The organism is Nostoc flagelliforme FACHB-838, from assembly GCF_014698065.1.
GTDB classification, from domain to species: domain Bacteria; phylum Cyanobacteriota; class Cyanobacteriia; order Cyanobacteriales; family Nostocaceae; genus Nostoc; species Nostoc flagelliforme_B.
Genome location: NZ_JACJSI010000003.1, coordinates 159,885 through 180,636 on the forward strand (window position 1 = coordinate 159,885; position 20,752 = coordinate 180,636).

Genomic DNA, 20,752 nt, shown 5'->3' on the forward strand with positions numbered 1-20,752 from the left:
TCGAACAGAATTCAGGAGTCAGGAGTCAGAATTCAGAATGGATTCTGTATAACTGACGGATAGCGCAGCGTTAGCGAGTCCACGATAGCGTAGCGGTAGCGAGTCTGCGAGCGTCGCGTCTGAATAACTGGGTTTAAGACCCCCACCAAATCTACGATTTGGTGGTCAACAATACCTGCGCCGATCTGAATCCCCGACTGATTTTTTCTGACTCCTGAATTCTGACTTCTGAATTCTTCTTCAATAGGTTTTATATTATGTCAAAAAACTAGGTATTCACCGCTGGCTGGGGAAGCACCCCGGTGTTCCGGGTATCCACATTCGGCAAGCGAGTAGCAGTTAATAGCGGTACTTCTAATCGGCACGACAGGCAGAACCAATATAGTTCACCATGACGGGCATGACGCAGGAGGGAACCACCGCAGCATGGGCAAGTGTTGGCTCTCGTACTCATACCAATGTCCTCCTTAAAAAAATTATTGTTTTAAGCTAAGTAAAAAAGCAGTTGATTAAAACTCGATGTTAGCTGCATAAATGCGACCATTCGATTTTATGCGGTCTTTAATAATTTGTCTGTAAATAGGTTCATATCCGTTGACAATTTAGCGATCACTAAACTTGTTTTCCAGATATTTTCGACAGATTTGACGATTAAGTTCCAAAAATGGTGGAATCATCGCTGCCATTTCTGCATAACTTTTTTTGAAAATCGCCAAAGGCAAATAAAGTTTCCTTATGACCGCGACGAACAAGTTCATCAGTCAAGCGACTTATTACCAATTCTGTTCCTCCATAATTAGGAGGTGGAACCCTTTCCCATAAGGGGCAACTTAAGCTATTTTCAGAAGTTTTTCTGGTTCAGTCTATGAAATTGTCCTCAATATAATTGAGCTACATAATTATTTTATGAGTAAAGAGTATTTGTACTTACTGTTTTGAGATTTAAATTAACCTAACAGGCTAATAAAAGCGCAATAAAGTTTAACAGTAACGCAAATTTTCTCCTGACAAATCTAACAGACTATCGCCAAAAGCCAACTATCAGCTACACTTATAAGTTATCACTAATCTATTAATTGTTGTATCTGTCTTGGGGATCATAATGATGTAAAATATTTTGTAGCAGAACTTACAAAATTGAATTTTTTGTAGCTGCAAATACTAAAATCTTCAATGGGATCAATTCATTTAAGCTTTGTTTAAACGTAATTGGCAAATGGAACAGAAATTATAAATATTAAGTAATTGTATAATAATTACATAATTTGTAATTAGTAATTTATAAAAACTCTGATAATTAACTAATGAAAATCGCTACTTGGAACGTCAACTCAATTCGCACTCGCCTTGAACAGGTTATCGATTGGTTAACCCTGAATCCTGTTGATGTTCTCTGCTTGCAAGAAATCAAAGTTGTGGATGCTGAATTTCCGCGATCGCCTTTTGAGCAGTTAGGCTATAACCTTTATATATCAGGACAAAAATCTTATAACGGCGTAGCCCTGATTAGCCGCCAGCCACTCGTAGATGTCAGTAGCGGGTTTAGGGCGATTTTACCAGATTTACACCACGAGTGGGACGAGCAAAAGCGTGTGATTACAGGTGTAATTGATGGTGTTCGGATTGTAAACTTATATGTTCCTAATGGTGCTGCGGTAGGAACTGAGAAATACGACTACAAACTACGCTGGTTGACAGCGCTACACGAGTATTTGCGATTGCTCGTGCTGTCACAACGGGCAATTTGTGTGTGCGGCGACTTCAACATCGCCTTAGAAGACAAAGATATTCATGAGCAAGTGAGTACAGAAAATCACATTATGGCAACAGAAGCAGAGCGCCAAGCCTTACGGGATATTCTGAAACTGGGATTTGCCGATGCTTTTCGCAAATTCACCACAGAAGGCGGAAATTATAGCTGGTGGGATTATCGCTCTGCTGCCTTCCGTCGCAACTTAGGTTGGCGAATTGACCATCACTATCTCACACCTATTTTGTATGAGCGTGCTAAAAGTTGCATCATCGATACCGCACCCAGAAAATTAACCCAACCCAGCGACCATGTACCGGTGATTGTGGAATTTTAAATTGGCGATTGGGCAGAAGAGGCAAAGGGAAAGGGGGAAGGGTGCAATTTTCCCCTGCTCCCGGCTTCCCACTCTCCATCAATTTAAAGGCTTATATATATCCTCAGAACTGGGATTGAGATAAGGACGCTGCAAATCTATTAGATGTCGGGTAAAGTGTTGGTCAATAACCCCCATCCGTTCCTCCATCGCATTCTTACCTTTTTGCCAAGCTTCTAACAAAGCATTAGCAACGATTTGGCAACGGTTCATCCCAAAACTTTCTTGTGCCGCAAATTTTTGGGTTGGTTCTTCGGCTAAACCTAACCCTGGTGCTAAAAATTTGGTAAATAAAGGAATTTTGGGGTGGAAATGGGATTGATTTTCTATATAAACAGCCTGAAGGATTGTGCGGATTGCTGAATAGTCGGGGAGTTCAAAGTACAGTAGCCCCGAATCATAGCGTCCGTATACAGAAGGGTTGTGGAGAACCTGAAAATTAAAGGGAATTGAGGCTGCGTTCAATTGCAGTGTCAAGCTTTCCATCAGAGCGATCGCACCAGATGGCGTAAAGTTAAAGTAGATTCGCCCTGCTCCCAAATCAGCGTCTGGGTTACTCTGCTTTTCCTGTCCGACATTACTAACTGCCAAATAACAGCCATTTTGCAGTCTATTTTTGGGCATCCAGATTGCTACCATATCACCGACTTTGGTAGATTTCTTGCTGGATTTTAAATGGCACTCTGGCTCAACATAAAGTGTTAAACCGCCTTTAATCACCGCCATAGTTCCATCAGGTTCTTTTCGCAAGACCTCCCATCGAGGGTCAAAGTAACCTATGCCGTGATTACTGGCGTGTAACTGCTCGTAAAAGTCCCAATCAATCTCCGAAATGGAATTATCTGCTAAATTATGTTTTGGCGAGTGATTAGTACTATCAGCATTTACCGCTAAAGTACTTTGCAGAGAGCCATTGTAATAGATTCCATAGAGAAAATTTCGCAGCAGTAAAGTGAGATACTTCTGTTTTAAATCTTGGGAATTGTGCTGAAATCTCTCGGCTATTTTAGTTGGTAGAGCAAAGGGCTGATAGTTGGGATGGTAAATACAAAAATTGGACTCAATCTGGATATTTTTAGCAATATCAAATAGAGGAGTTAGCGATTGATTGACAGAGGAATTTAGCATTAATCCATTCAGAAATCAAACTTTAACAAAATAGAATTCAGGAGTCAGAATTATGTGTTTTTCTTCAAATTATTTTGCTCTTTAATTATCAGCAACCACGAAGCTGAGTTTTTTCGTAATAAATACGAAGTAACTGCTGCTCTCTTACAGGCTGAGGAAACTTGTGGATTTTTGCGACAGGATTCAGGATTTCTGACTCTGATATCCCGAAAATAGTCATTACAGCTTGTTCAGGCATCATGAGTAAACTTTTAGCTACTTGGAGTATACAAATCTCAGTATTATGAAAGTATTTTCGGCAAGTAACCATATCCTGAATTTCATGAATTAGTGCCAACCCCGCAAATTGCATAACGCGCAAAATAAAGTCATTGCGGTATTCTAAAATCATCGGGAAAGCATTCACATAAGCCCTAACTAGAGCAATAAGTGAAGGTTGTAAAGTCTCTAACGGCGTTAATGCCAAATGTAAAGATTCTTCTAACTCAATGGTGGGGTCTACTACGAGACTATTGAGCCAAATTCCTAAATAGCTTGCTAGCAAAGTTCCTAAATCAAAAGCTGGGTCTCCCCAAGAACAAGCTTCCCAGTCAGTTAGTCGTATTAGACAATTATCTAGTTGCTCCCACCTGGAATGAACCAAAATTTTGTTCAATTTCAAGTCGTTGTGAGTCAAGCAACAAGGATTCCAATCATAAGCCAAATCTGCGATCGCAGATTCCAAACTCTCCGATTGCTGGTAGAGTAAATAAAATTTCAGCGCATCCGTGGGAACCGTCCCAAAAATCTCCGGCCCAATTGACCCTACCCCTTGCGCCGGATTGTAAAAGCCATAGCGAAACTCTCCTTGAGGAGCAGTTGCCATAAAATCCTTATATTCTCGGCGGTTGTACGTGGCGCGATGGAGTCCCGCCAAAGTACTGCCGATGGCAGTGGCAATTTCTTGTGGACAAATCTCATTGTTGTGATATAATTTCGCAAGTTCTACATATTCATTCAGGTAGTTGCAGACAAGAATAGAATTTTCTTCGTCAAAATGCACAACCAATGGTGCGATCACTGAAGTATTACCTAGAACTGGAAACTGTTGGAGCAACTGGTGAAACAGCCACTCCTGAAACAATTCATGAGGCGCTGCGTCATGATTGTTAACCTTACGTTCTTGTTTAATGAGCAGTTGGCGATTATCTGCTAAAGTCACTAGTAAATTAAAATTGTCCTTACTACTTCCTGGCAACTCAGATTTGTCTGATGGGCCATCTTCTGAGCTACACAGACCCGCGTCTTGCAGATACTGGATAACGTTATGAGAAGACAGTGATAATACCATGTATTATTTCCTACTTCATTAAATTACTTAAACTTATCTGTGTCGAATTTGCTTGGTATTAAAAGTTTGTAGTAGATAGGAACTAGTGCAAGAAGGCAAGAGGCAGAATAAATACAGCTTGTTTCACCGATTTTTTCGCCTTTTTCAACTGGATAGTTATTTCCGCCAAGCTGCACTAAAGTGTGAATAACAGTAAAGATTTGTACAATCTACTAATATCCCATCTTTTAGCTAAAAACCTGCCAAAATGGCACCAAGTTTTTTACAATTACTTTAAAATTTGCTCCCAGATACAGTGACATCTTTACACTTTATCAGCGTAGTTACTTAGATACACCTAGAGTAATTTGTGTGTTAGAGCCGTTTTGATGTAACAAAGAAGCCCCAGATGTTTTTTGATGTTCAGTAGTCATCCTCAAAGCAGTGAAGAATTTCAGTAATCCTTCGCGTGACGAAGCATGACATTCAACGCTATTACTTTTATTTATCATCACAAAGCCAAAAAAACCGGACTTTTTAGGCTGTTAATAATTATTTTTTGATTTAATTTTTAGAATTGATGTCTGTAAGCCTTGCTATCACGTCATTTGTGCTACCTAGAAATTGTAGATGACTATAGGCGATCGCAAACAAAGGCTACATGAGCGCATCTTATGGAAGTGTACTTTTGTCAAGGTTGCAACCGGGTATCTTTCAAACACTTAATTTTTTACACCACCCTGCGGTAATACCAATTCACGAAAACCTTGATACATATAAATTTATCGTAAGGGCATGGCATTGCTATGCCTTTACTAGGGTATTTGTATCATTATATTAAAGTGAAATAGTATAAGCCGTGCCCATCTGTTTGTGTAGCCGCGACTTCCAGTCATCCTGGTATAAGAATTGTCTGTTTCTACTCATGTACCTGATTTACACAAAAATCACCATAACTCATTGAGAAAGCTGAAAATTCTTAAGCAAGGGTAACAAGTCATAGTAATATAAATGTACTAGTACATTTCAAGACAGAGAAAGTCATGCCATGTCAAAAAAAGGAGGGTGATTATTGCTAAAAGATTGATATTACCTGAAAGCCATTATTTGATTCACCATCACCGCTAATGCCAGCATACCCAAAATAGTCATTAATCCTGCTGGCATAAACTTACGTGTCTTTACTAGTCTAAATGCAAAGAAGACTACTAAAGCAGCAGTAACTAACACTGCTAAAATTGAACCCCAGGTTTGCCCTTGAAGTTGAAAGAAAGCGGCAAGTAGTAGTAATAAACCGCTAATACTACCACTTAGCAGTGAAACTATACTTGTAGCCTGAACGTAACCAATAATGCCACCAACAATCGCTAATATGCCGTAGGCAAAAGCAGCAATTATACCTAAATTCATTGTTAAAACCTATGTAGACTTTGACTTTACTGCCAGGATCAGCAGACAATTTACCATAGCTATTTAGCTATACCACACAGTTGATTGATGGATAATCAAGCGATGCCAATGGCAAGTACTTCCTCATATACAAAGATTCAACATCTCCAGCGCCAAGCAGCCTCACTTTTACTGTACCAGTCAGTTCTTCAAGGCGAAGTGGGGATGGCATTTCTAGAACTGTTGCAAGCTATACGTTACACTGAAGCCGATGCACGGGGTTGTCTTCAAGCCTATGGTAGTTACTTCCATGCTTTGGCTGCTAGAAATCAGAACTGGGAAGACTATTTAATTACTCAACTTCTTTTCTGTGAGAATCCCTTTACAAAGCTAGCCCAACAGCGAGAATTTGAAGATTTGCCCCCGGCTTTAATAGCAGCAGTTCAGCATGATTTACAAATATTACAAAATCTCTATGAATGTAGTAGCGCTTCTTTAAGCGAGTGGGTACAAGGCGTTGCTCATATGCCGATTTCGCCAGTAGTGTGGTATAAAGGGCAAGAATTGGTAGGAGTAGAGACAAAGTTCGCTACATATCTACAAGAGTTAGACAATTGGGGTGATGCTCTAGAAGAGTTAGCAACTTATTATCGGCAATACGGCTCTGGTTTATTTGCAGAATATCGCGCTTTACGCTGGCAAGCTGGCCAGTTTATCGGTATTCGGTATTCTGACCCCATTAAGCTGAATGCGCTTGTCGGTTATGAGTCTCAAAGAGATGCTTTGCTAAAAAATACAGAGTTTTTATTATCAGGAGAGATGGCACTGCACGTATTACTTTACGGTAGTCGGGGTTCAGGCAAATCTTCTTTGGTGAAATCTTTGTTGAATGAGTATAGCAATCGCAACCTCTGCTTGTTGGAAGTGGCAAAATCTGATTTAAAAGACTTACCACAAATTGTGGAACATCTACGGGGTGTATCACAAAAATTTATTATCTTTGTCGATGACCTTTCTTTTGAAGAAGATGATGACGCTTTTAAAGCCCTTAAGGTAGTTTTAGAAGGTAATTTAACCGCACGGCCGCAAAATGTAGTTGTGTACGCAACTTCTAATCGCCGCCACCTGATTCGGGAGTTTTTTGTGGATAGACCTGCACCCAAGGATAACGAAGAAATCCATGCCTGGGATACGATGCAGGAGAAGCTTTCGTTTAGCGATCGCTTTGGGTTAACCTTGACCTTTGAACCAGCCAATCAGAAAACTTATTTAAAAATTGTACAGCATCTAGCTGCACAAGCTGAAATTAATATTACCCAAGAAGATTTGGAATTTCAAGCATTACAATGGGCAACTCGCCACAACGGTCGTTCTGGGCGTACAGCACGGCAGTTTATTGATTTTTTAAAAGCAGATTTAAAAGTTTTTCATGCAAATAGCAATACATCCAATACCTAGCATTAACTATTTTACTATGTGTGTTTTAATTACGAATTACGTTAGCGAATCCTTTCTCAATGGTAGACAGAAAGAGCAAACGAGCGTCATTACGAATTAGGATGAGAAATACTTATTCTGATAATTTAAATTCGCTAAAAAATAGCAATATGCAATCAGTAATGATCAGCAATCGATTTATACTAATGATAGTTGCCTTTAGTGTGAGCTTTGGTCTGAGCCTTGTCCCAAGCTGGGATTTTAATAAAGCCTTTCTCACAGCTGTAATTACTGCCGCTACTATCTATACAGCAGCACTATTCGTAGATAAACGACGCAGAAATTATGAAATGTTTGTTTTAACTTCTCTCCGCAAGCGAATTAAAGATATGGAAGGATTAAAGGCTCGTGTTGTTAGAGAAATAAATCAGATTGAAGAACATCATAATTCATTATATGCTGAATCCCAACAACTGCAAAATCAAGTCACAGAAAGCCGAAACCAAAGGGATAGTCTACATCGAGAACTAAGAACATTTGCAGGACAAAAAAAACAGTTAGAAAGTGAAATAAATAGCCTGCAAGCTGAAATTAATAATTTGCAGAAAAATCAAGCAGAATTGAACAATGCTTTTTCTGTTCTCACATCAGAAAAGCGCCGTCTAGAGTCTAATTGTAATGTATCTCGTGCTGAAATAACCCAGTTGCAAAGTAAAATTTCCGAACTCCAACAGGAGAAACAAGAAATTGAAAGCAATTTAACCCTTTTAGGCAGACTCAAACCTCAATTAGAAGAAAAACTATACGAACTGCGAATTGCAATTCAAGAACTAGAAGTTGAGACAAGCCAAAAAAACCAATTGCTGATAGCAACAAAAACCGAAAGAGAAAATATCCAAGCTATTCTGAGTTCTTCACAAACCCAACTAGCAGAACAAAAAGCCGAATTACAGCAGTTGCAAGGGCAAGTTTCGTTATTGCAAGAAGAACGAGACTCCTTGCAAAATCAAGTATGGGAACTACTACAACAAGTAGAAACATTCAATTCCGAGCCTTTGTCTGATAACTTCCAAGAAGATGATATTGAATTGTTTCCATTTTCGGAACTAATTGAAACTTCAACAACCGCAGACATTTCGGATTCTCAAATATCGGAAAATCTACCCGAAGAATGGGCTAATTTTCTAGAAAACCTTCCAGGACATGAATTACAAGTGTTAAAAGCAATAGTTGAACAAGATAATCCCAATGGTGCTATAAAAAAAATTGCTGAAGCAAACATCACTATGCCGAATTTATTAATCGATTCTATAAATGAACGGGCAAATGATACTATTGGTGAATTAATAATTAATTCTGATTCGGAAACTCCAAAAGTTTACCCTGAGTATATAACCTATGTAAAAAAAATAATTGCAATTTATGAAAAAATTATGGCTAGACATGCTTCGTCAAATTAAATTATTATTACCGTAGTCAGATTATTAGTAAGGTGAATATGTATTTTACCTACTTAGTGCGTTTAAAATTTCAAAGTGAAGTGTAATACATGGCAAAGCTCAAAATCTCGAAAAAAACCTCCACTGCTTTAATCAATTCCCTTGGTGCGGGGGTAGTACCAAGAGTGGGAGTTGAATATATAGCAGTAGGTCGAGAAAAAGAACTAAAAAGCCTGTTACAAAATCTCGATGATATTGCAGAAGGTGTCGCAGCATTTCGCTTCATAATTGGTAATTACGGTTCTGGTAAAAGTTTTTTATTGCAATTAATTCGTAACCGAGCGATGGAGCAAGGTTTTGTAGTAGCTGATGCTGACTTATCCCCTGAGCGCCGATTAGCTGGAAGCAACCATGAAGGTGTAGCTACCTATCGAGAATTAATGAGCCACCTAGCTACAAAAACTCGTCCTGATGGTGGTGCTTTAGTCTCGATTTTAGAAGGATGGATTAATAAAATTCAACAAGAAGTTGTCAAAGAAACTGAAATGCGTCCAAATGACAATGGTTTTGATGACAAAGTTGAATCGAAAATTAGGGAAGTAGTTCAGTATATTGAAGACTTGGTTCACGGCTTCGATTTTGGTAGCGTGATTATCGCTTATTGGCGTGGCTACCGAATGGATGATGATAATTTAAAAAATGCGGCAATGCGCTGGTTACGCGGAGAATTTACTACTAAAGTAGAGGCGAAAGCAGCTTTAGGAGTGCGCGTCATTATTGATGATAGTTGGTATGACTATATTAAATTATTTGCGAAATTTATAGCTGAGATTGGCTATAAAGGACTGTTAATTTTAGTTGATGAAGCCGTACATTTATATCAAATATCTACTACAGTCACGCGGGAAAAGAATTATAATAGGCTCCTCGCAATGTTTAACGACACCATGCAATGTAAAGCAGAACATCTTGGCATTGTTGTTGGTGGAACAACTAAATTTTTAGAAGACCCCAAACGGGGACTTTTTGCAGACCAAGCTTGGCAAAGACGCACAAAAGAAAGTCGTTTTGTTGCACAAGCTAATGTTCAGGAACATTTAGGGCCAGTGATTCGGCTAAATCCGTTGAGTGAAGCAGAAATTTTGACGCTTCTGCAACGTTTAGCTGAGATTCATGCACTCAATTTTGGGTATGAACAGACTTTGACAAATCGTGAGTTGAAGGAGTTTGTGCAAGAAATTATTAATCGTTTGGGTGCAGAAGCATTACTGACACCAGGGGAAATTGTGCGAGATTTTATGAGTGTGCTGAATATTCTTCACCAAAATCCAGGAATTGCGTTTAGTGAATTAATTCATGGTTCTAAATTTAAACCTACTGCTATGGGTAAGGATGCAGATGTGGATGAGGATGACGCAGCCGAATTTAGTTTGTGATTAATAATAAAGACATTGAGTCAGAAGAACAAGCAGATTGAAAAATTCATCTGCTTTAATAAGGAGAAAACTATCAGGTTTTTCAACAAAGCGACTTTTAAGATTTCTAAATGCTTTAGGTTGTGATGTCGAAATAGTGGTGAAGTGGAAATCTAAATCTCAAACACAGGCTCAAACAAAAGTAGTTACAACGTATTTCAGAGAAGAGAACACATTTTTTACGCGATCACACCAACAAAATCATTCATTAGCATCCTTTGGAAACAACCGATTCAAGTCTAATAATGCATCTTCAAATCCAGGAATCACTACTGATTGATTCGATAAATAAATCTGCTTGCTGAGATAGCTAAACTTATTTTGAGCATTTTGATACGGTTGGCTATAATGCTCAAGCTGACGAGCCGGCAAATTCACAATCCAGTAATGAGAAATTCCAGCTTCTGCATATAATGACAGCTTGGTTGTTTGGTCGTAATCTATTGTTTTATCCGAAATTTCAATTACTAACAAAATATCTTCGGGATAGGGATGATGAGCGAGATAATCTTCATCTTTTCCTTTTGCAATGACAACATCCGGCTCAGGCTCACTCTGATTAGGAAGAGTGATAGGATCTTGTCCACGGATGACTGCTCGTTCGCCTAAAATCCGATCCAATTGACGGCACAGGATAGAACTACAAACTGTATGAGGCGTTCCCTTTGCTGTCATTTGAATCAGTTCCCCTCGAATCAATTCAATATGATTGGCCTCTGTGAGAAATCCGAGTTCAATCAATTGATGGTATTCTGCGATCGTAAATCGCTTAGGTGTCACAATATTCATGAGACATCTTTCCAATAGTACTTGTATATTAGTAGAGATTAAACTAACTGCGTTGTTTACCGCCGCAGGCATCACAATGCCTCAAATTGCTGCCAACAAAGGTACAATGCACGCGGTACGTGGAAACATCCTTTCCATTTGCCACCTTTAAGGTTTAACAATACTTCTCCACGGCGATTGAGATAGCCAAACCACTCACCGTATTCTGAATCAGCAAAATGTGACCAGGCGTAATCGTGCATCTTTTGATACCATTCCCAACATACCTCACGCCCACTCAGGCGATAACCCATTGCTAATGCAACCAAAGATTCTAAGTGAACCCACCACAGCTTTTGATCCCATTCTAATTGTTGTGGAGGATGACCATCTGCATCCATAAAGTAATACAATCCGCCGTACTCGTTATCCCAAGCAAAATTCAGGATGTTTAACACCACATCAACGGCTTGGTTAATAGTTTGGGTGTCGTTTTTCCGACGCGCAATATCCATGATGAACCACATAGCTTCGATACCGTGACCTGGATTAATCAGCCGTCCTTCAAAAGAATCTATGTGAGAACCGTCAGGGGTAACGTTTTCGTACATTAGTCCTCGTTCTTGGTCGAGAAAATCGGTCATCACTTCGCGGACAGTCTCAGCTAAGACATTTTCTAGTGTTCCCTTTGGCAGCAACCATTCCATTTCTAGAGTCAGGTTGGCTAAAATCATTGGTACAGCCAATGATTTCATCGGGCGTGTGCCGGGATAGGTTTTATTATATTTGCCCTTTGGGTTATCTTTGCGGCGTAATACGTTGTTATAAGCTTGCATTGCTACATCCTTTGCCCATTCTTCGCTGCTAGCGAGTGCATATTGACTAAATGCCATCGCTGCAAAACAATCAGAGAAGATGTTGTAAGGCTCAACCAGTGGTTTTCCTTCACGGGTGAGCGCAAAGTACCAGTTACCATCGCTATCTCTGCCATGTTCCGCAAGAAAATTAGCGCCATTACTGGCAATTTTCAACCAGTTTTCGCGCTTTTCTAGCTGGTTATAAAGCATGGAAAAAGTCCACACCTGGCGGTTTTGCAGCCAAATGAATTTGTCTATATCATAAATTTTGCCGTAGCGATCAAGACAGGTGAAATAGCCGCCTTGCTGCCAATCGAGAGAATATTTTTCCCAAAAGGGGAGGACATCGTTGAGGAGAGCGTTTTTGTAAAGTTCAGCGAGCGCTTGAAAATTATACTCCATAAATTTCCTCCTCTTTTGTGCTAAAACCAACAGCTTAACAGTTATCATATTTTGGCTCGAACATGGAGCGTAGGCGTAGCCCGTCGTAGACATCGCGTCAGCCTTTTACAAGATTTAGTCAGCAGCAGGTATACTTCTATCTTGTATCTTGCACCATTCTCAATAACCGTAGGGTAGTTTTTTAGAGATGAGGTTGTTATGAGTCAGATTGAACGAGTTGCGATCGTTGGAGGAAGCCACGGTAATGAGTTAACAGGAGTACATCTTGTCAAAAAGTTTCAGCAGTATCCAAATGTAATCAATAGATCAAGTTTTGAAACTCTGGCATTACTTGGCAATCTCAAAGCTATTGAAGAAGGCAAACGATACATTGACAAGGATTTAAATCGTTGCTTCACTAATCAAGGTTTACAAAATTCCCAACTCTCAAGTTACGAAGATACGCGGGCGAAAGCAATCCAACAAATACTGCAACCACAAAATCAGCCTTTTGTAGATGTAATCATTGATTTGCACAGCACAACTGCCAACATGGGGTTAAGTCTGATTTTTTGTGATATGCATCCTTTATTACTTCGGTTAGGCGCTTATTTAAGTTCTATCAATCCGATGGTAAAGGTTTTTGTGAATCAACAATCTAGAGAAGGTGGTTTTCTCCGTTCTCTATGCGAATTGGGTTTTGTTATAGAAGTTGGCGCTGTGGCTCAGAATACTTTAAACGCCGAATTATTTCAGCAAACGGAGCAGCTTATTTATGCAGTTTTAGACTATTTTGAAGGGTACAACCAAGGTAATATTCCGCAAAAAAATAGCACGCTTACACTTTATGAATACATTGAGACAATCGATTATCCTAGAAGCGATGCCTACGGGGGGCTGCACTTACGCGGGGAGATTCAAGCCATGATTCACCCCCACCTTCAATTTAGGGATTATGAACCTTTGAATCCAGGCGATCCAATGTTTCTGACTTTTGAAGGGAAAGATATTTTATATGAGGGAGAGTCTACTGTTTATCCTATTTTTATTAATGAAGCAGCTTATTACGAAAAAGGAATTGCCATGTATCTAAGCAAAAAGCAGCAACAAGTAGTTTAATTTATTGCTGAATTAGAAAAAGTAAATCATATTTATGATGCAATCTTTGAGTGCATCTTCATCAATTTTGCTCGAAATATAGTTCTCATTATCTAACTGAAAATTAAAGACTAAAACACAGCTTTTTGAGCTTAAGATTACTTGGCACTACTGCAATGTACTGAACCAGGTTTCTAAATCTGCGTAGTTTACCGCCGTAGGCATCGCCTGAAAATCTAACAAAGCTTCACCGAGATTTTCTAATTTTTCTAAAGAGAGGGTTTCAATGCGCGATCGCACCTCTTGGGGTAATTCTCCCACGCGGCGAGTAAGCGTCGGAGAATGAGTGATCGTTCTCGTTGTTATCCTTCTGCGAGAATTTCTTGATAAATTACTGACTCGCGCATCATACCCTCCCGAAATAATTGTCGAATTAAGTCCTTTTTGTATTTTAACCCCGCTAAGATTTGGGTGTAAGCCGAAATTTGTGATCGTTGTCCTGGCTCAAGTTTTAGAACTTACACACGGGTAATGGAAAACGAACCACAGAGGACGCAGAGGACACGGAGAAATGAGAGTTTGGGAGGATTTTTGCATAAGTCCTAATTATAAACTTCAGGGTTGACACAATTAGCCAAGCGATCGCCTCTCAGTCCTGCGATTAAGTTAGCGATCGCCATTGTTGCCATTTTTGAACGCGTTTGGCGGCTGGCACTGCCGATATGAGGTGCAATAATTAGATTGTCTAAGGTCAATAACAGGCTATCGCTGGGAATCGGTTCTGGTTCGGTGACATCTATAGCCGCCGCAATTTGACAACTGGCAAGAGCGCGATACAGAGAATCTGGATCTACAATATTTCCTCGCGCCGTGTTAATCAAAATAGCCGATCGCTTCATCAATTCAAATTGGCGATCGCTAATCAAATGGTAAGTATCATCAACCGATGGTGTATGCAGTGTAACAAAATCTGATTTTTGCAGTAAGTGTTCTAACGTAGCAAACTCCACACCTAGAGATTGTTCTAATTCTGGGCTGCATCGTTGCCGACTCGTATACAAAATCTGCATTTCAAACCCTTTGGCACGACGAGCGATCGCTTGACCAATCCGCCCAAAACCAACAATTCCCAAGGTAGCGCCCGTAACATTTGGCCCCAATAATAAATCTGGTTCCCAAGTCTGCCACAAACCTGCACGAGTAAACCGATCTGCCTCTACTACTCGCCGTGCAGCTGCCATTAGCAATGCCCAGGCGAAATCTGCGGTAGCATCGGTTAACACCCCAGGAGTATTACCGACGGGGATTTGCCGTGTTGTAGCGGCGGTAATGTCGATGTTATCGTAACCTACCGCCATTTGACTGATGACTTTGAGTTTCCCTGAGTCGATGAGTTGTCGATCAATTTGGTCAGTCAGCAGACATAGCAAACCATCTATTTCCTTGACTTTTTCTAGTAAAATTTCGTAGGGAGGGGGTTGGCGTTCTGGCCAAACTTCCACAGTGGCGAGCGATCGCAGTGGCTCTAATTCGATGGGTAGGCGACGAGTAACGAAGACTTTAGCTTGAAGCATAATTATTGAACCTTTTATCTCCTCAAAGAGATATATTACCGAAGAAGAATTCAGGAGCCAGAATCTATTCTCGATTCCGTGTGACTGGATGGAGAATCGAGGTTGAGAGCAAGCGATTTTAAACGCGCGTGATATTAAATTCTTTCTTTATCGAAACCCCTGGCTTGACTGCTGGGGTATTCTCAATTTTGAATTCTGTCTTCAGCAGGACTTCTCATTGGTTCATTTTGCCTTTGCTTAGTCTACGCTGAATATAGATGTTTATCCGTGGTGGTGTAGTACAAATTTATGACTAACTCAACTCCAATGGATGACGAGAAAAAGCTCCCCAAGAAGAAAGGCAAGTCGCTTCCTCCCAAGCTGGTTATCGGGCTAGGAAAGTTTATCTGGACGAGTATGTGGCAGATAATGATGTCAAACCTTGCTCCCCGCAATCAGTCGGGAGCATATATTCGTCCTAATAGCCAGTTTCGCAAGTTTATCGGCACAGAGTCAGGGAATCCACATCTACCAGCAACGGGGCGTTACAAACTCTATGTTGGGCTGGGCTGTCCTTGGGCACATCGAACTTTGGTTGTGCGATCGCTCAAAAAACTTGAAGCGGTAATATCAGTGTGTATCATCTCTCCTTCTCCCATTGAAGGCGGTTGGATATTCAATGAAGAAGAAGAAGGTTGTCGCACACTGACTGAATTTTATCAGAAGGCAGAACCCGGCTACAGTGGACGCTCTACGGTGCCAGTATTATGGGATAACCAAACAAAAGCGATCGTCAATAATGAGAGTTCAGAAATTATCGTCATGCTGAACTCTGAGTTTAACGAGTTCGCCAACAATCCGACGCTAAATCTTTACCCAGAAGAACTTAAAGAGAAAATTGACTGGTGGAATGAAAAGATTTATCACGCGGTAAATAACGGTGTCTATCGTTGCGGCTTTGCCCAAACTCAAGAAGCATATAATGAAGCTTGTAATGAACTGTTCGCAACTCTCGATGAAATTGAGCTTGCATTGCAGACTAATCGTTATCTCTGCGGAGAAAATCTGACACTCGCAGATGTGCGGTTATTCACGACATTATTTCGGTTTGATAGTGCCTACTATGGGCTGTTTAAATGCAATCGGCAACAAATTCGAGACTATCAGAATCTCGGAGCTTATCTGCGCGATTTGTATCAGCTTCCAGGTGTGGCTGATACTTGCGATGTAGAAACGGTGAAGCGGGATTACTACGGGAATCTATTCCCACTCAATCCCGGTGGCATTATTCCCAATGGCCCCGATATGTCTTATCTTAATCAACCACACGATCGTGATCGCATCGGCAAGGTGAATGCTTCATGAAGCAGATTAATCGAGTTGCAATTGTCGGTGGAACTCATGGCAATGAGTTTACAGGAGCCTACCTAATCCAAAAATTTGCCCAGTTTCCCAATTTAATAACTAGATCGAGTTTTGAGACAGTCACCCTATTAGCAAATCCTCATGCTTTTGCCGCCGGAAGGCGATATGTAGAGAAGGATTTAAATCGCTGTTTTCTCAAGCAAGATTTACAAGATTCGACTCTGAAAACTTACGAAGAATTGCAAGCTAAGTTAATTCAGGATACCCTAGCCTCAAATGGGGATAAACAAGCAGATTTCATTTTAGACTTGCACAGCAGTACAGCTAATATGGGTCTGACAATGATTTTGGTAAACAGCCATCCCTTAAACTTGAAATTGGCTGCTTATCTGAGCCAAGTTAATCCTTTTGTGAAGATTTACCGCTGCTCTTTTAAATCAGTTGCAGAAAACCCATTTGTAAATTCTCTGTGCGAATTAGGCTTTGCGATCGAGGTTGGCCCGATTGCCCAAGGTATCTTAAAAGCAACGCTGTTCCAACAAACCCAAGAACTTGTTCATACGGTTCTGGACTACCTAGAACAGTTTAACCAGGGTGAAATACCGTCAAATAAAGAAACGTTGATTCTCTATGACCATTTATCAGTTGTGGACTACCCAAAAAACCCGGATGGGACAATCTTTGGGATGATTCATCCAGAACTTCAGGACAAGGATTATCAAGCCTTAAATCCAGGAGATCCAATTTTTATAACCTTTAATGATAAAACAATTGTTTATGAAGGTACATCTACCGTTTGGCCGATTTTTATTAATGAGGCAGCTTACTACGAAAAGGGAATTGCCATGTGTTTAACTCAGAGGCAGCAAATAAATATATAGAATAGGGAGAAACTTTTGATATAACCACTTTTTATGGTAAGCAATGATAATAATTTAGCATCAAAATCATTAATAACTTTTATTTTTAGCGCGATGTCTGCGACGGGCTACGCCTACGCTAAAACTTACTGTTACTTACTTGTATAAGTTTAAATATGCCTTAGTTGTGATATACTGAATTACCAATAATTAAGTATCAGGGTAATAAGTCAAGATTAAAGTAGCACTAAAAACCCATTACCTTATTTACCGGGAACATTTTTTACAAAAATGGGACACTAATCTGGGCGATGCCTACGGGTGCTGCTTTTAAACTAAGTCTTGATTTTGAAAATGAGGAACAGTAAACCTTCAGGCTTAGGTTTTTCCTATCAGTCGAACGGTGACACTTGACCGATAAAGCCCAAATCTAAAACTATAATTTCCTTTTAAAATTGTCCAAATACTTGAACTCATAATGAAAACCAAGCAAAAAGGAAACAGACCAATCGCCAGCCTTTCTTTAGACTTGGATAATATTTGGTCTTATTTAAAAAATCAGGGCGCTCCAGGTTGGGAGACTTTTCCCTCTTACCTGGATATTGCAGTACCTCGTTTCTTAGATGTTCTCCGGCAATGGGATTTGACAATCACAGTATTCATTGTAGGTCAGGATGCAGCCCTAGAAAAGAATACTAAGGCAATACAAGCGATCGCTTACGCCGGCCACGAAATTGGCAATCACTCGTTCTATCATGATCCTTGGCTACATCTGTATTCAGAGAATGAAATTGAAGAAGAGGTGGCCCTTGCCGAAAAACATATCAAGCGCGTTACTCATCAACATCCTATCGGTTTCCGGGGGCCAGGATACAGTTTTTCTCCAGCGGTATTGAAAGTTTTAGCACGACGCGGATACGAATATGATGCTTCGACTTTCCCCACGTTTTTGGGGCCCCTAGCACGAGCTTATTATTTAATGACCTGTAAATTGAGCAAGGAAGAACGTAAAAAACGGGAAGCCCTGTTTGGCGGTTTTAAAGAGGGTTTACAACCTTTAAAGCCTTACCAATGGAAGATGGGGAAAGATAAATTAACTGAGATTCCCGTTACTACCATGCCAATTTTCAAGGTGCCAATTCACTTCAGTTACATAATGTATATAAGTACATTTTCTTCAGAATTGGCGTTACTCTATCTGCGAATTGCCTTGTGGCTGTGTAAACTTACACGCGTTCAGCCTTCTTTGCTACTGCATCCTACAGACTTTGTAAGTCAAGAAGATGTGCCAGAACTATCATTCTTTCCTGGTATGAGTGTCCCTACTTACAAAAAGCTGGCAATAGTCAACAAAAGTTTAGAACTTATATCTAGCCAGTTTAATGTTTTGACTGTTGGACAACACGCCAAATTCGTAGCCGGCGCCCGTGAACTGCCTGTATTAGTACCTCAAAAAAGGTAAAAGTATGATTTATTACCAATTGCAAGAAGCAAACAAATTAGCGACAATCTCAACTAGTTCTCCTGGAGAGACTGGTTTAGATACATGAGTCTGAAAGCCAGCTTCCAAAGCGCGAATACGATTCTCGCTATCGTTATAAGCAGTTAAGGCAATAGCTGGAACTTGTCCACCCATATCTGGCTTGAGCGCTCGTATTTTTCGGATAAAAGTGTAGCCATCTTCCCCAGGCATACCTATATCACAAATTAAGACATCAGGTTGCAATTGCGGTAACACTTCTCGTGCTGCCGGTGCAGATGGAACAGCTACAATGGTCGCTCCATCTGCTTCTAATACTGTAGTAATAAAAAAGCGAATATCATCATCATCTTCAACTACAAGAATATTTAAGCCAGCAAGAGCCAGAGGAGGTTGCATAACAAATTACACTATCTTGTCTAACAACAATGCCGACGTAAAATATAAAATGCTGAAAGGTTTCATTTTACTCTAGGTCTACACCCAACAATCTTGTAGCTAACAATAAATTTCAACTATTTTATATACTATCTCTATCGTACATTATATAATGTTAACATTTGTGTGGTGTTTGAGAATTTAAAAGATAGATAAGTAAGTAGACGCAATTAAATATAAGATGTCATTGCGAGCGGAAGGAAGTAAAGCGTGGCAATCTCAGTCTTTGCGATTGCAACTTTTAGAGACGCTCCGCGAACACTTCGTACCCTACGGGAAGGCTTACGCCAACGCAATGACGAGCTATCTGATATTTATTTAGATTCATCTACTTAATGAAATAGTCCTGAATTTTATCCTAACTGTATTTTGATATTAGCCATATTTATGAATGGTCAGGGATAATTTCTAATTATTGATAACCTTGACAAAATTCTTTAAGCTTTGTCTTAAATGTCTTGGGGTTTAAATCTGATCGGAAAAATTTTCATTAGTCAATAGTCATTAGTGAGTTGTTTAAGTAATATCAAGCAATTAAATTGCATAAAAATTCTCAGGAATTTTACTGAACCATCAAGACAATTAATATTACTAATATATAGATAAATATTGTCAGGATGCTGAATATGTCAGATTTATCGCTTCAGTGGCAAAACTTGCAAGCGCAAGTTGAGTCTATATTACAACTTTTACAGCAAGAACCAACGCTACGTTCTCAAGATATTACACCTGTACAAACTTCTTTAAGCAAGGCGATTTCTCCGAAGTTTGAGATTGTCTTTGCGGGTGCATTTACTGCTGGCAAATCAATGTTAATCAATGCGCTATTGGAGAGGGAATTACTTTACAGTGCAGAAGGGCACGCTACAGGAACAGAATGCAAAATCGAGTATGCAGATGTAGATAAAGAACGTGTTGTTTTAACGTTTTTAAGTGAAGTAGAGATTCGAGAACACGCAGTTTCTTTGTGTCAGCAATTAGGATTTAAGACAGTACCTAATATTAACCAAACTGATGTTATTAACTCACTAAATCAAGATTGTGAAGCGATTATTAAGCAGGAGGGTGGTGAAAATAAATCAGAACGTGCAAAACAAGGGAAGGCGTTAATGTTGTTGCTAGAGGGATATATAGCAAACCGCGATCGCATCAACACGGTTAATAATGCTACATATTCAATGGAGCAATTTAACTTTTCCAACCTCAAGGAAGCGGCTGGATATGCGCGTCGTGGTAGTAATAGTGCCGTATTGAAGCGGATAGAATATTACTGTAATCATCCTCTGCTACAAGATGGAAATGTAATTGTTGACACGCCGGGTATCGATGCCAGGGTAAGAGCATCTCAATCAGGCTTGACGCAAGGAATCAGAAGAATCTAATATATTGTCAATCAAACAACAACTAAGAACCTGAATCATATAATTATTATCCATAGCAGTGCGTTTCATTTTTTGACGAAGACTACGTTTGTAGGTTTGTTCAAGGTTAAGAGCATTGAGAGCAAAGCGTCTTAAAAGCGCAAAATTCTGGGGACTGTGAAAAGAACGAATGCGACAAGCATCTTCCGCAAAAGTACAGTCGAGAGTCCAATGAGCCTCGTTTTCAATACCCCAGTGTTTTCGGATAGCCCGACCGATAAGTTGAGC

At 39.9% G+C, this 20,752-nt stretch carries 19 protein-coding genes and 3 pseudogenes; 11 read left to right on the plus strand and 11 right to left on the minus strand.

Translation table 11 applies throughout. The features are described 5' to 3' along the window. Positions 1 to 268: 268 nt before the first annotated feature. Positions 269 to 454 (minus strand): hypothetical protein, encoded by a 186-nt coding sequence (locus H6G97_RS02825; protein WP_190939201.1) that lies wholly within the window; start codon positions 452 to 454, stop codon positions 269 to 271. Positions 455 to 702: 248 nt separating this feature from the next. After that, a pseudogene (locus tag H6G97_RS02830) lies at positions 703 to 845 on the minus strand (glycosyltransferase family 4 protein); the annotation flags it as partial. A gap of 459 nt (positions 846 to 1,304) precedes the next feature. Between H6G97_RS02830 and xth the strand changes: the two are divergent. Beyond that, complete coding sequence (gene xth, locus H6G97_RS02835) at positions 1,305 to 2,087, plus strand: exodeoxyribonuclease III (RefSeq protein ID WP_190939202.1); 783 nt, start codon at positions 1,305 to 1,307, stop codon at positions 2,085 to 2,087. A 78-nt stretch (positions 2,088 to 2,165) separates the two neighbouring features. Here xth and H6G97_RS02840 read toward each other — a convergent pair whose 3' ends face one another. The 3 genes from H6G97_RS02840 to H6G97_RS02850 all read right to left on the minus strand — a co-directional run bounded on the left by H6G97_RS02840 (position 2,166) and on the right by H6G97_RS02850 (position 5,973). Continuing rightward, positions 2,166 to 3,254, minus strand: a complete 1,089-nt coding sequence (locus H6G97_RS02840) for a T3SS effector HopA1 family protein (RefSeq protein ID WP_190939203.1) — start codon at positions 3,252 to 3,254, stop codon at positions 2,166 to 2,168. A gap of 88 nt (positions 3,255 to 3,342) precedes the next feature. Further along, positions 3,343 to 4,584 (minus strand): phosphotransferase family protein, encoded by a 1,242-nt coding sequence (locus tag H6G97_RS02845; RefSeq protein ID WP_190939204.1) that lies wholly within the window; start codon positions 4,582 to 4,584, stop codon positions 3,343 to 3,345. A 1,068-nt stretch (positions 4,585 to 5,652) separates the two neighbouring features. Then, the gene (locus H6G97_RS02850; RefSeq protein WP_190939205.1) at positions 5,653 to 5,973 is read right to left on the minus strand and encodes a TMEM14 family protein; all 321 of its coding nucleotides are present in this window, start codon (positions 5,971 to 5,973) and stop codon (positions 5,653 to 5,655) included. A gap of 87 nt (positions 5,974 to 6,060) precedes the next feature. Here H6G97_RS02850 and H6G97_RS02855 point away from each other — a divergent pair, with 87 nt between their 5' ends. The 4 genes from H6G97_RS02855 (at position 6,061) to H6G97_RS02870 (ending at position 10,583) form a co-directional block, all read left to right on the plus strand. Then, entirely contained in the window at positions 6,061 to 7,410 is a 1,350-nt protein-coding gene (locus tag H6G97_RS02855; RefSeq protein ID WP_190939206.1) for an ATP-binding protein, read from the plus strand. Positions 7,411 to 7,559: 149 nt separating this feature from the next. Continuing rightward, on the plus strand, positions 7,560 to 8,849 hold the full coding sequence (locus tag H6G97_RS02860) for a tellurite resistance TerB C-terminal domain-containing protein (protein WP_190939207.1): 1,290 nt from the start codon (positions 7,560 to 7,562) through the stop codon (positions 8,847 to 8,849). Positions 8,850 to 8,938: 89 nt separating this feature from the next. Beyond that, positions 8,939 to 10,264, plus strand: a complete 1,326-nt coding sequence (locus tag H6G97_RS02865; RefSeq protein ID WP_190939208.1) for an ATP-binding protein — start codon at positions 8,939 to 8,941, stop codon at positions 10,262 to 10,264. Between the two features lie 37 nt (positions 10,265 to 10,301). Then, on the plus strand, positions 10,302 to 10,583 hold the full coding sequence (locus H6G97_RS02870; protein ID WP_190939209.1) for an XRE family transcriptional regulator: 282 nt from the start codon (positions 10,302 to 10,304) through the stop codon (positions 10,581 to 10,583). Here H6G97_RS02870 and H6G97_RS02875 read toward each other — a convergent pair. After that, complete coding sequence (locus tag H6G97_RS02875; protein WP_190939210.1) at positions 10,505 to 11,092, minus strand: Uma2 family endonuclease; 588 nt, start codon at positions 11,090 to 11,092, stop codon at positions 10,505 to 10,507. The two genes, H6G97_RS02870 and H6G97_RS02875, sit on opposite strands and share 79 nt — an antisense overlap. 71 nt (positions 11,093 to 11,163) lie before the next feature. Further along, positions 11,164 to 12,330, minus strand: a complete 1,167-nt coding sequence (locus tag H6G97_RS02880) for a n-acyl-d-glucosamine 2-epimerase (RefSeq protein ID WP_190939211.1) — start codon at positions 12,328 to 12,330, stop codon at positions 11,164 to 11,166. A 198-nt stretch (positions 12,331 to 12,528) separates the two neighbouring features. Between H6G97_RS02880 and H6G97_RS02885 the strand changes: the two genes are divergently transcribed. Continuing rightward, on the plus strand, positions 12,529 to 13,428 hold the full coding sequence (locus H6G97_RS02885; protein WP_190939212.1) for an aspartoacylase: 900 nt from the start codon (positions 12,529 to 12,531) through the stop codon (positions 13,426 to 13,428). A 147-nt stretch (positions 13,429 to 13,575) separates the two neighbouring features. Here the strand turns inward: H6G97_RS02885 and H6G97_RS02890 are convergent. Both H6G97_RS02890 and H6G97_RS02895 read right to left on the minus strand, forming a co-directional pair. Next, positions 13,576 to 13,925, minus strand: a pseudogene (locus tag H6G97_RS02890) (DUF4351 domain-containing protein); the annotation flags it as partial. A gap of 84 nt (positions 13,926 to 14,009) precedes the next feature. Next, the gene (locus tag H6G97_RS02895) at positions 14,010 to 14,981 is read right to left on the minus strand and encodes a 2-hydroxyacid dehydrogenase (RefSeq protein ID WP_190939213.1); all 972 of its coding nucleotides are present in this window, start codon (positions 14,979 to 14,981) and stop codon (positions 14,010 to 14,012) included. Between the two features lie 288 nt (positions 14,982 to 15,269). On the opposite strand from H6G97_RS02895, the gene H6G97_RS02900 reads away from it, so the two are divergent. From H6G97_RS02900 to H6G97_RS02910, 3 genes are all read left to right on the plus strand, one after another. Continuing rightward, the gene (locus H6G97_RS02900) at positions 15,270 to 16,325 is read left to right on the plus strand and encodes a glutathione S-transferase family protein (RefSeq protein WP_242054789.1); all 1,056 of its coding nucleotides are present in this window, start codon (positions 15,270 to 15,272) and stop codon (positions 16,323 to 16,325) included. After that, positions 16,322 to 17,206 (plus strand): aspartoacylase, encoded by an 885-nt coding sequence (locus H6G97_RS02905; RefSeq protein ID WP_190939214.1) that lies wholly within the window; start codon positions 16,322 to 16,324, stop codon positions 17,204 to 17,206. The genes H6G97_RS02900 and H6G97_RS02905 overlap by 4 nt, the downstream gene beginning before the upstream one ends. Before the next feature lie 457 nt (positions 17,207 to 17,663). Beyond that, entirely contained in the window at positions 17,664 to 18,647 is a 984-nt protein-coding gene (locus H6G97_RS02910; RefSeq protein WP_190939215.1) for a polysaccharide deacetylase family protein, read from the plus strand. A 12-nt stretch (positions 18,648 to 18,659) separates the two neighbouring features. Here H6G97_RS02910 and H6G97_RS02915 read toward each other — a convergent pair whose 3' ends face one another. Continuing rightward, positions 18,660 to 19,064, minus strand: coding sequence for a response regulator (locus tag H6G97_RS02915; protein WP_190939216.1), 405 nt, complete (start codon positions 19,062 to 19,064; stop codon positions 18,660 to 18,662). A gap of 249 nt (positions 19,065 to 19,313) precedes the next feature. On the opposite strand from H6G97_RS02915, the gene H6G97_RS54660 reads away from it, so the two are divergent. Both H6G97_RS54660 and H6G97_RS02920 read left to right on the plus strand, forming a co-directional pair. After that, positions 19,314 to 19,439, plus strand: coding sequence for a hypothetical protein (locus H6G97_RS54660; protein ID WP_277883246.1), 126 nt, complete (start codon positions 19,314 to 19,316; stop codon positions 19,437 to 19,439). 290 nt (positions 19,440 to 19,729) lie between these two features. Then, positions 19,730 to 20,440 (plus strand): annotated as a pseudogene (locus tag H6G97_RS02920) (dynamin family protein); the annotation flags it as partial. Positions 20,441 to 20,452: 12 nt separating this feature from the next. On the opposite strand, the gene H6G97_RS02925 reads toward H6G97_RS02920, so the two are convergent. Further along, positions 20,453 to 20,752 (minus strand): ISAs1 family transposase (locus H6G97_RS02925; RefSeq protein WP_190939217.1); only part of this gene is annotated, 300 nt, incomplete at its 5' end.

Excerpts from the sequence above, each read along its gene's own strand:
- H6G97_RS02825 (WP_190939201.1), bottom strand. The coding sequence starts at position 454 with ATGAGTACGAGAGCCAACACTTGCCCATGCTGCGGTGGTTCCCTCCTG.
- xth (WP_190939202.1), top strand. The coding sequence starts at position 1,305 with ATGAAAATCGCTACTTGGAACGTCAACTCAATTCGCACTCGCCTTGAA.
- H6G97_RS02840 (WP_190939203.1), bottom strand. The coding sequence starts at position 3,254 with ATGCTAAATTCCTCTGTCAATCAATCGCTAACTCCTCTATTTGATATT.
- H6G97_RS02845 (WP_190939204.1), bottom strand. The coding sequence starts at position 4,584 with ATGGTATTATCACTGTCTTCTCATAACGTTATCCAGTATCTGCAAGAC.
- H6G97_RS02850 (WP_190939205.1), bottom strand. The coding sequence starts at position 5,973 with ATGAATTTAGGTATAATTGCTGCTTTTGCCTACGGCATATTAGCGATT.
- H6G97_RS02855 (WP_190939206.1), top strand. The coding sequence starts at position 6,061 with ATGGATAATCAAGCGATGCCAATGGCAAGTACTTCCTCATATACAAAG.
- H6G97_RS02860 (WP_190939207.1), top strand. The coding sequence starts at position 7,560 with ATGCAATCAGTAATGATCAGCAATCGATTTATACTAATGATAGTTGCC.
- H6G97_RS02865 (WP_190939208.1), top strand. The coding sequence starts at position 8,939 with ATGGCAAAGCTCAAAATCTCGAAAAAAACCTCCACTGCTTTAATCAAT.
- H6G97_RS02875 (WP_190939210.1), bottom strand. The coding sequence starts at position 11,092 with ATGAATATTGTGACACCTAAGCGATTTACGATCGCAGAATACCATCAA.
- H6G97_RS02880 (WP_190939211.1), bottom strand. The coding sequence starts at position 12,330 with ATGGAGTATAATTTTCAAGCGCTCGCTGAACTTTACAAAAACGCTCTC.
- H6G97_RS02885 (WP_190939212.1), top strand. The coding sequence starts at position 12,529 with ATGAGTCAGATTGAACGAGTTGCGATCGTTGGAGGAAGCCACGGTAAT.
- H6G97_RS02895 (WP_190939213.1), bottom strand. The coding sequence starts at position 14,981 with ATGCTTCAAGCTAAAGTCTTCGTTACTCGTCGCCTACCCATCGAATTA.
- H6G97_RS02900 (WP_242054789.1), top strand. The coding sequence starts at position 15,270 with ATGACTAACTCAACTCCAATGGATGACGAGAAAAAGCTCCCCAAGAAG.
- H6G97_RS02905 (WP_190939214.1), top strand. The coding sequence starts at position 16,322 with ATGAAGCAGATTAATCGAGTTGCAATTGTCGGTGGAACTCATGGCAAT.
- H6G97_RS02910 (WP_190939215.1), top strand. The coding sequence starts at position 17,664 with ATGAAAACCAAGCAAAAAGGAAACAGACCAATCGCCAGCCTTTCTTTA.
- H6G97_RS02915 (WP_190939216.1), bottom strand. The coding sequence starts at position 19,064 with ATGCAACCTCCTCTGGCTCTTGCTGGCTTAAATATTCTTGTAGTTGAA.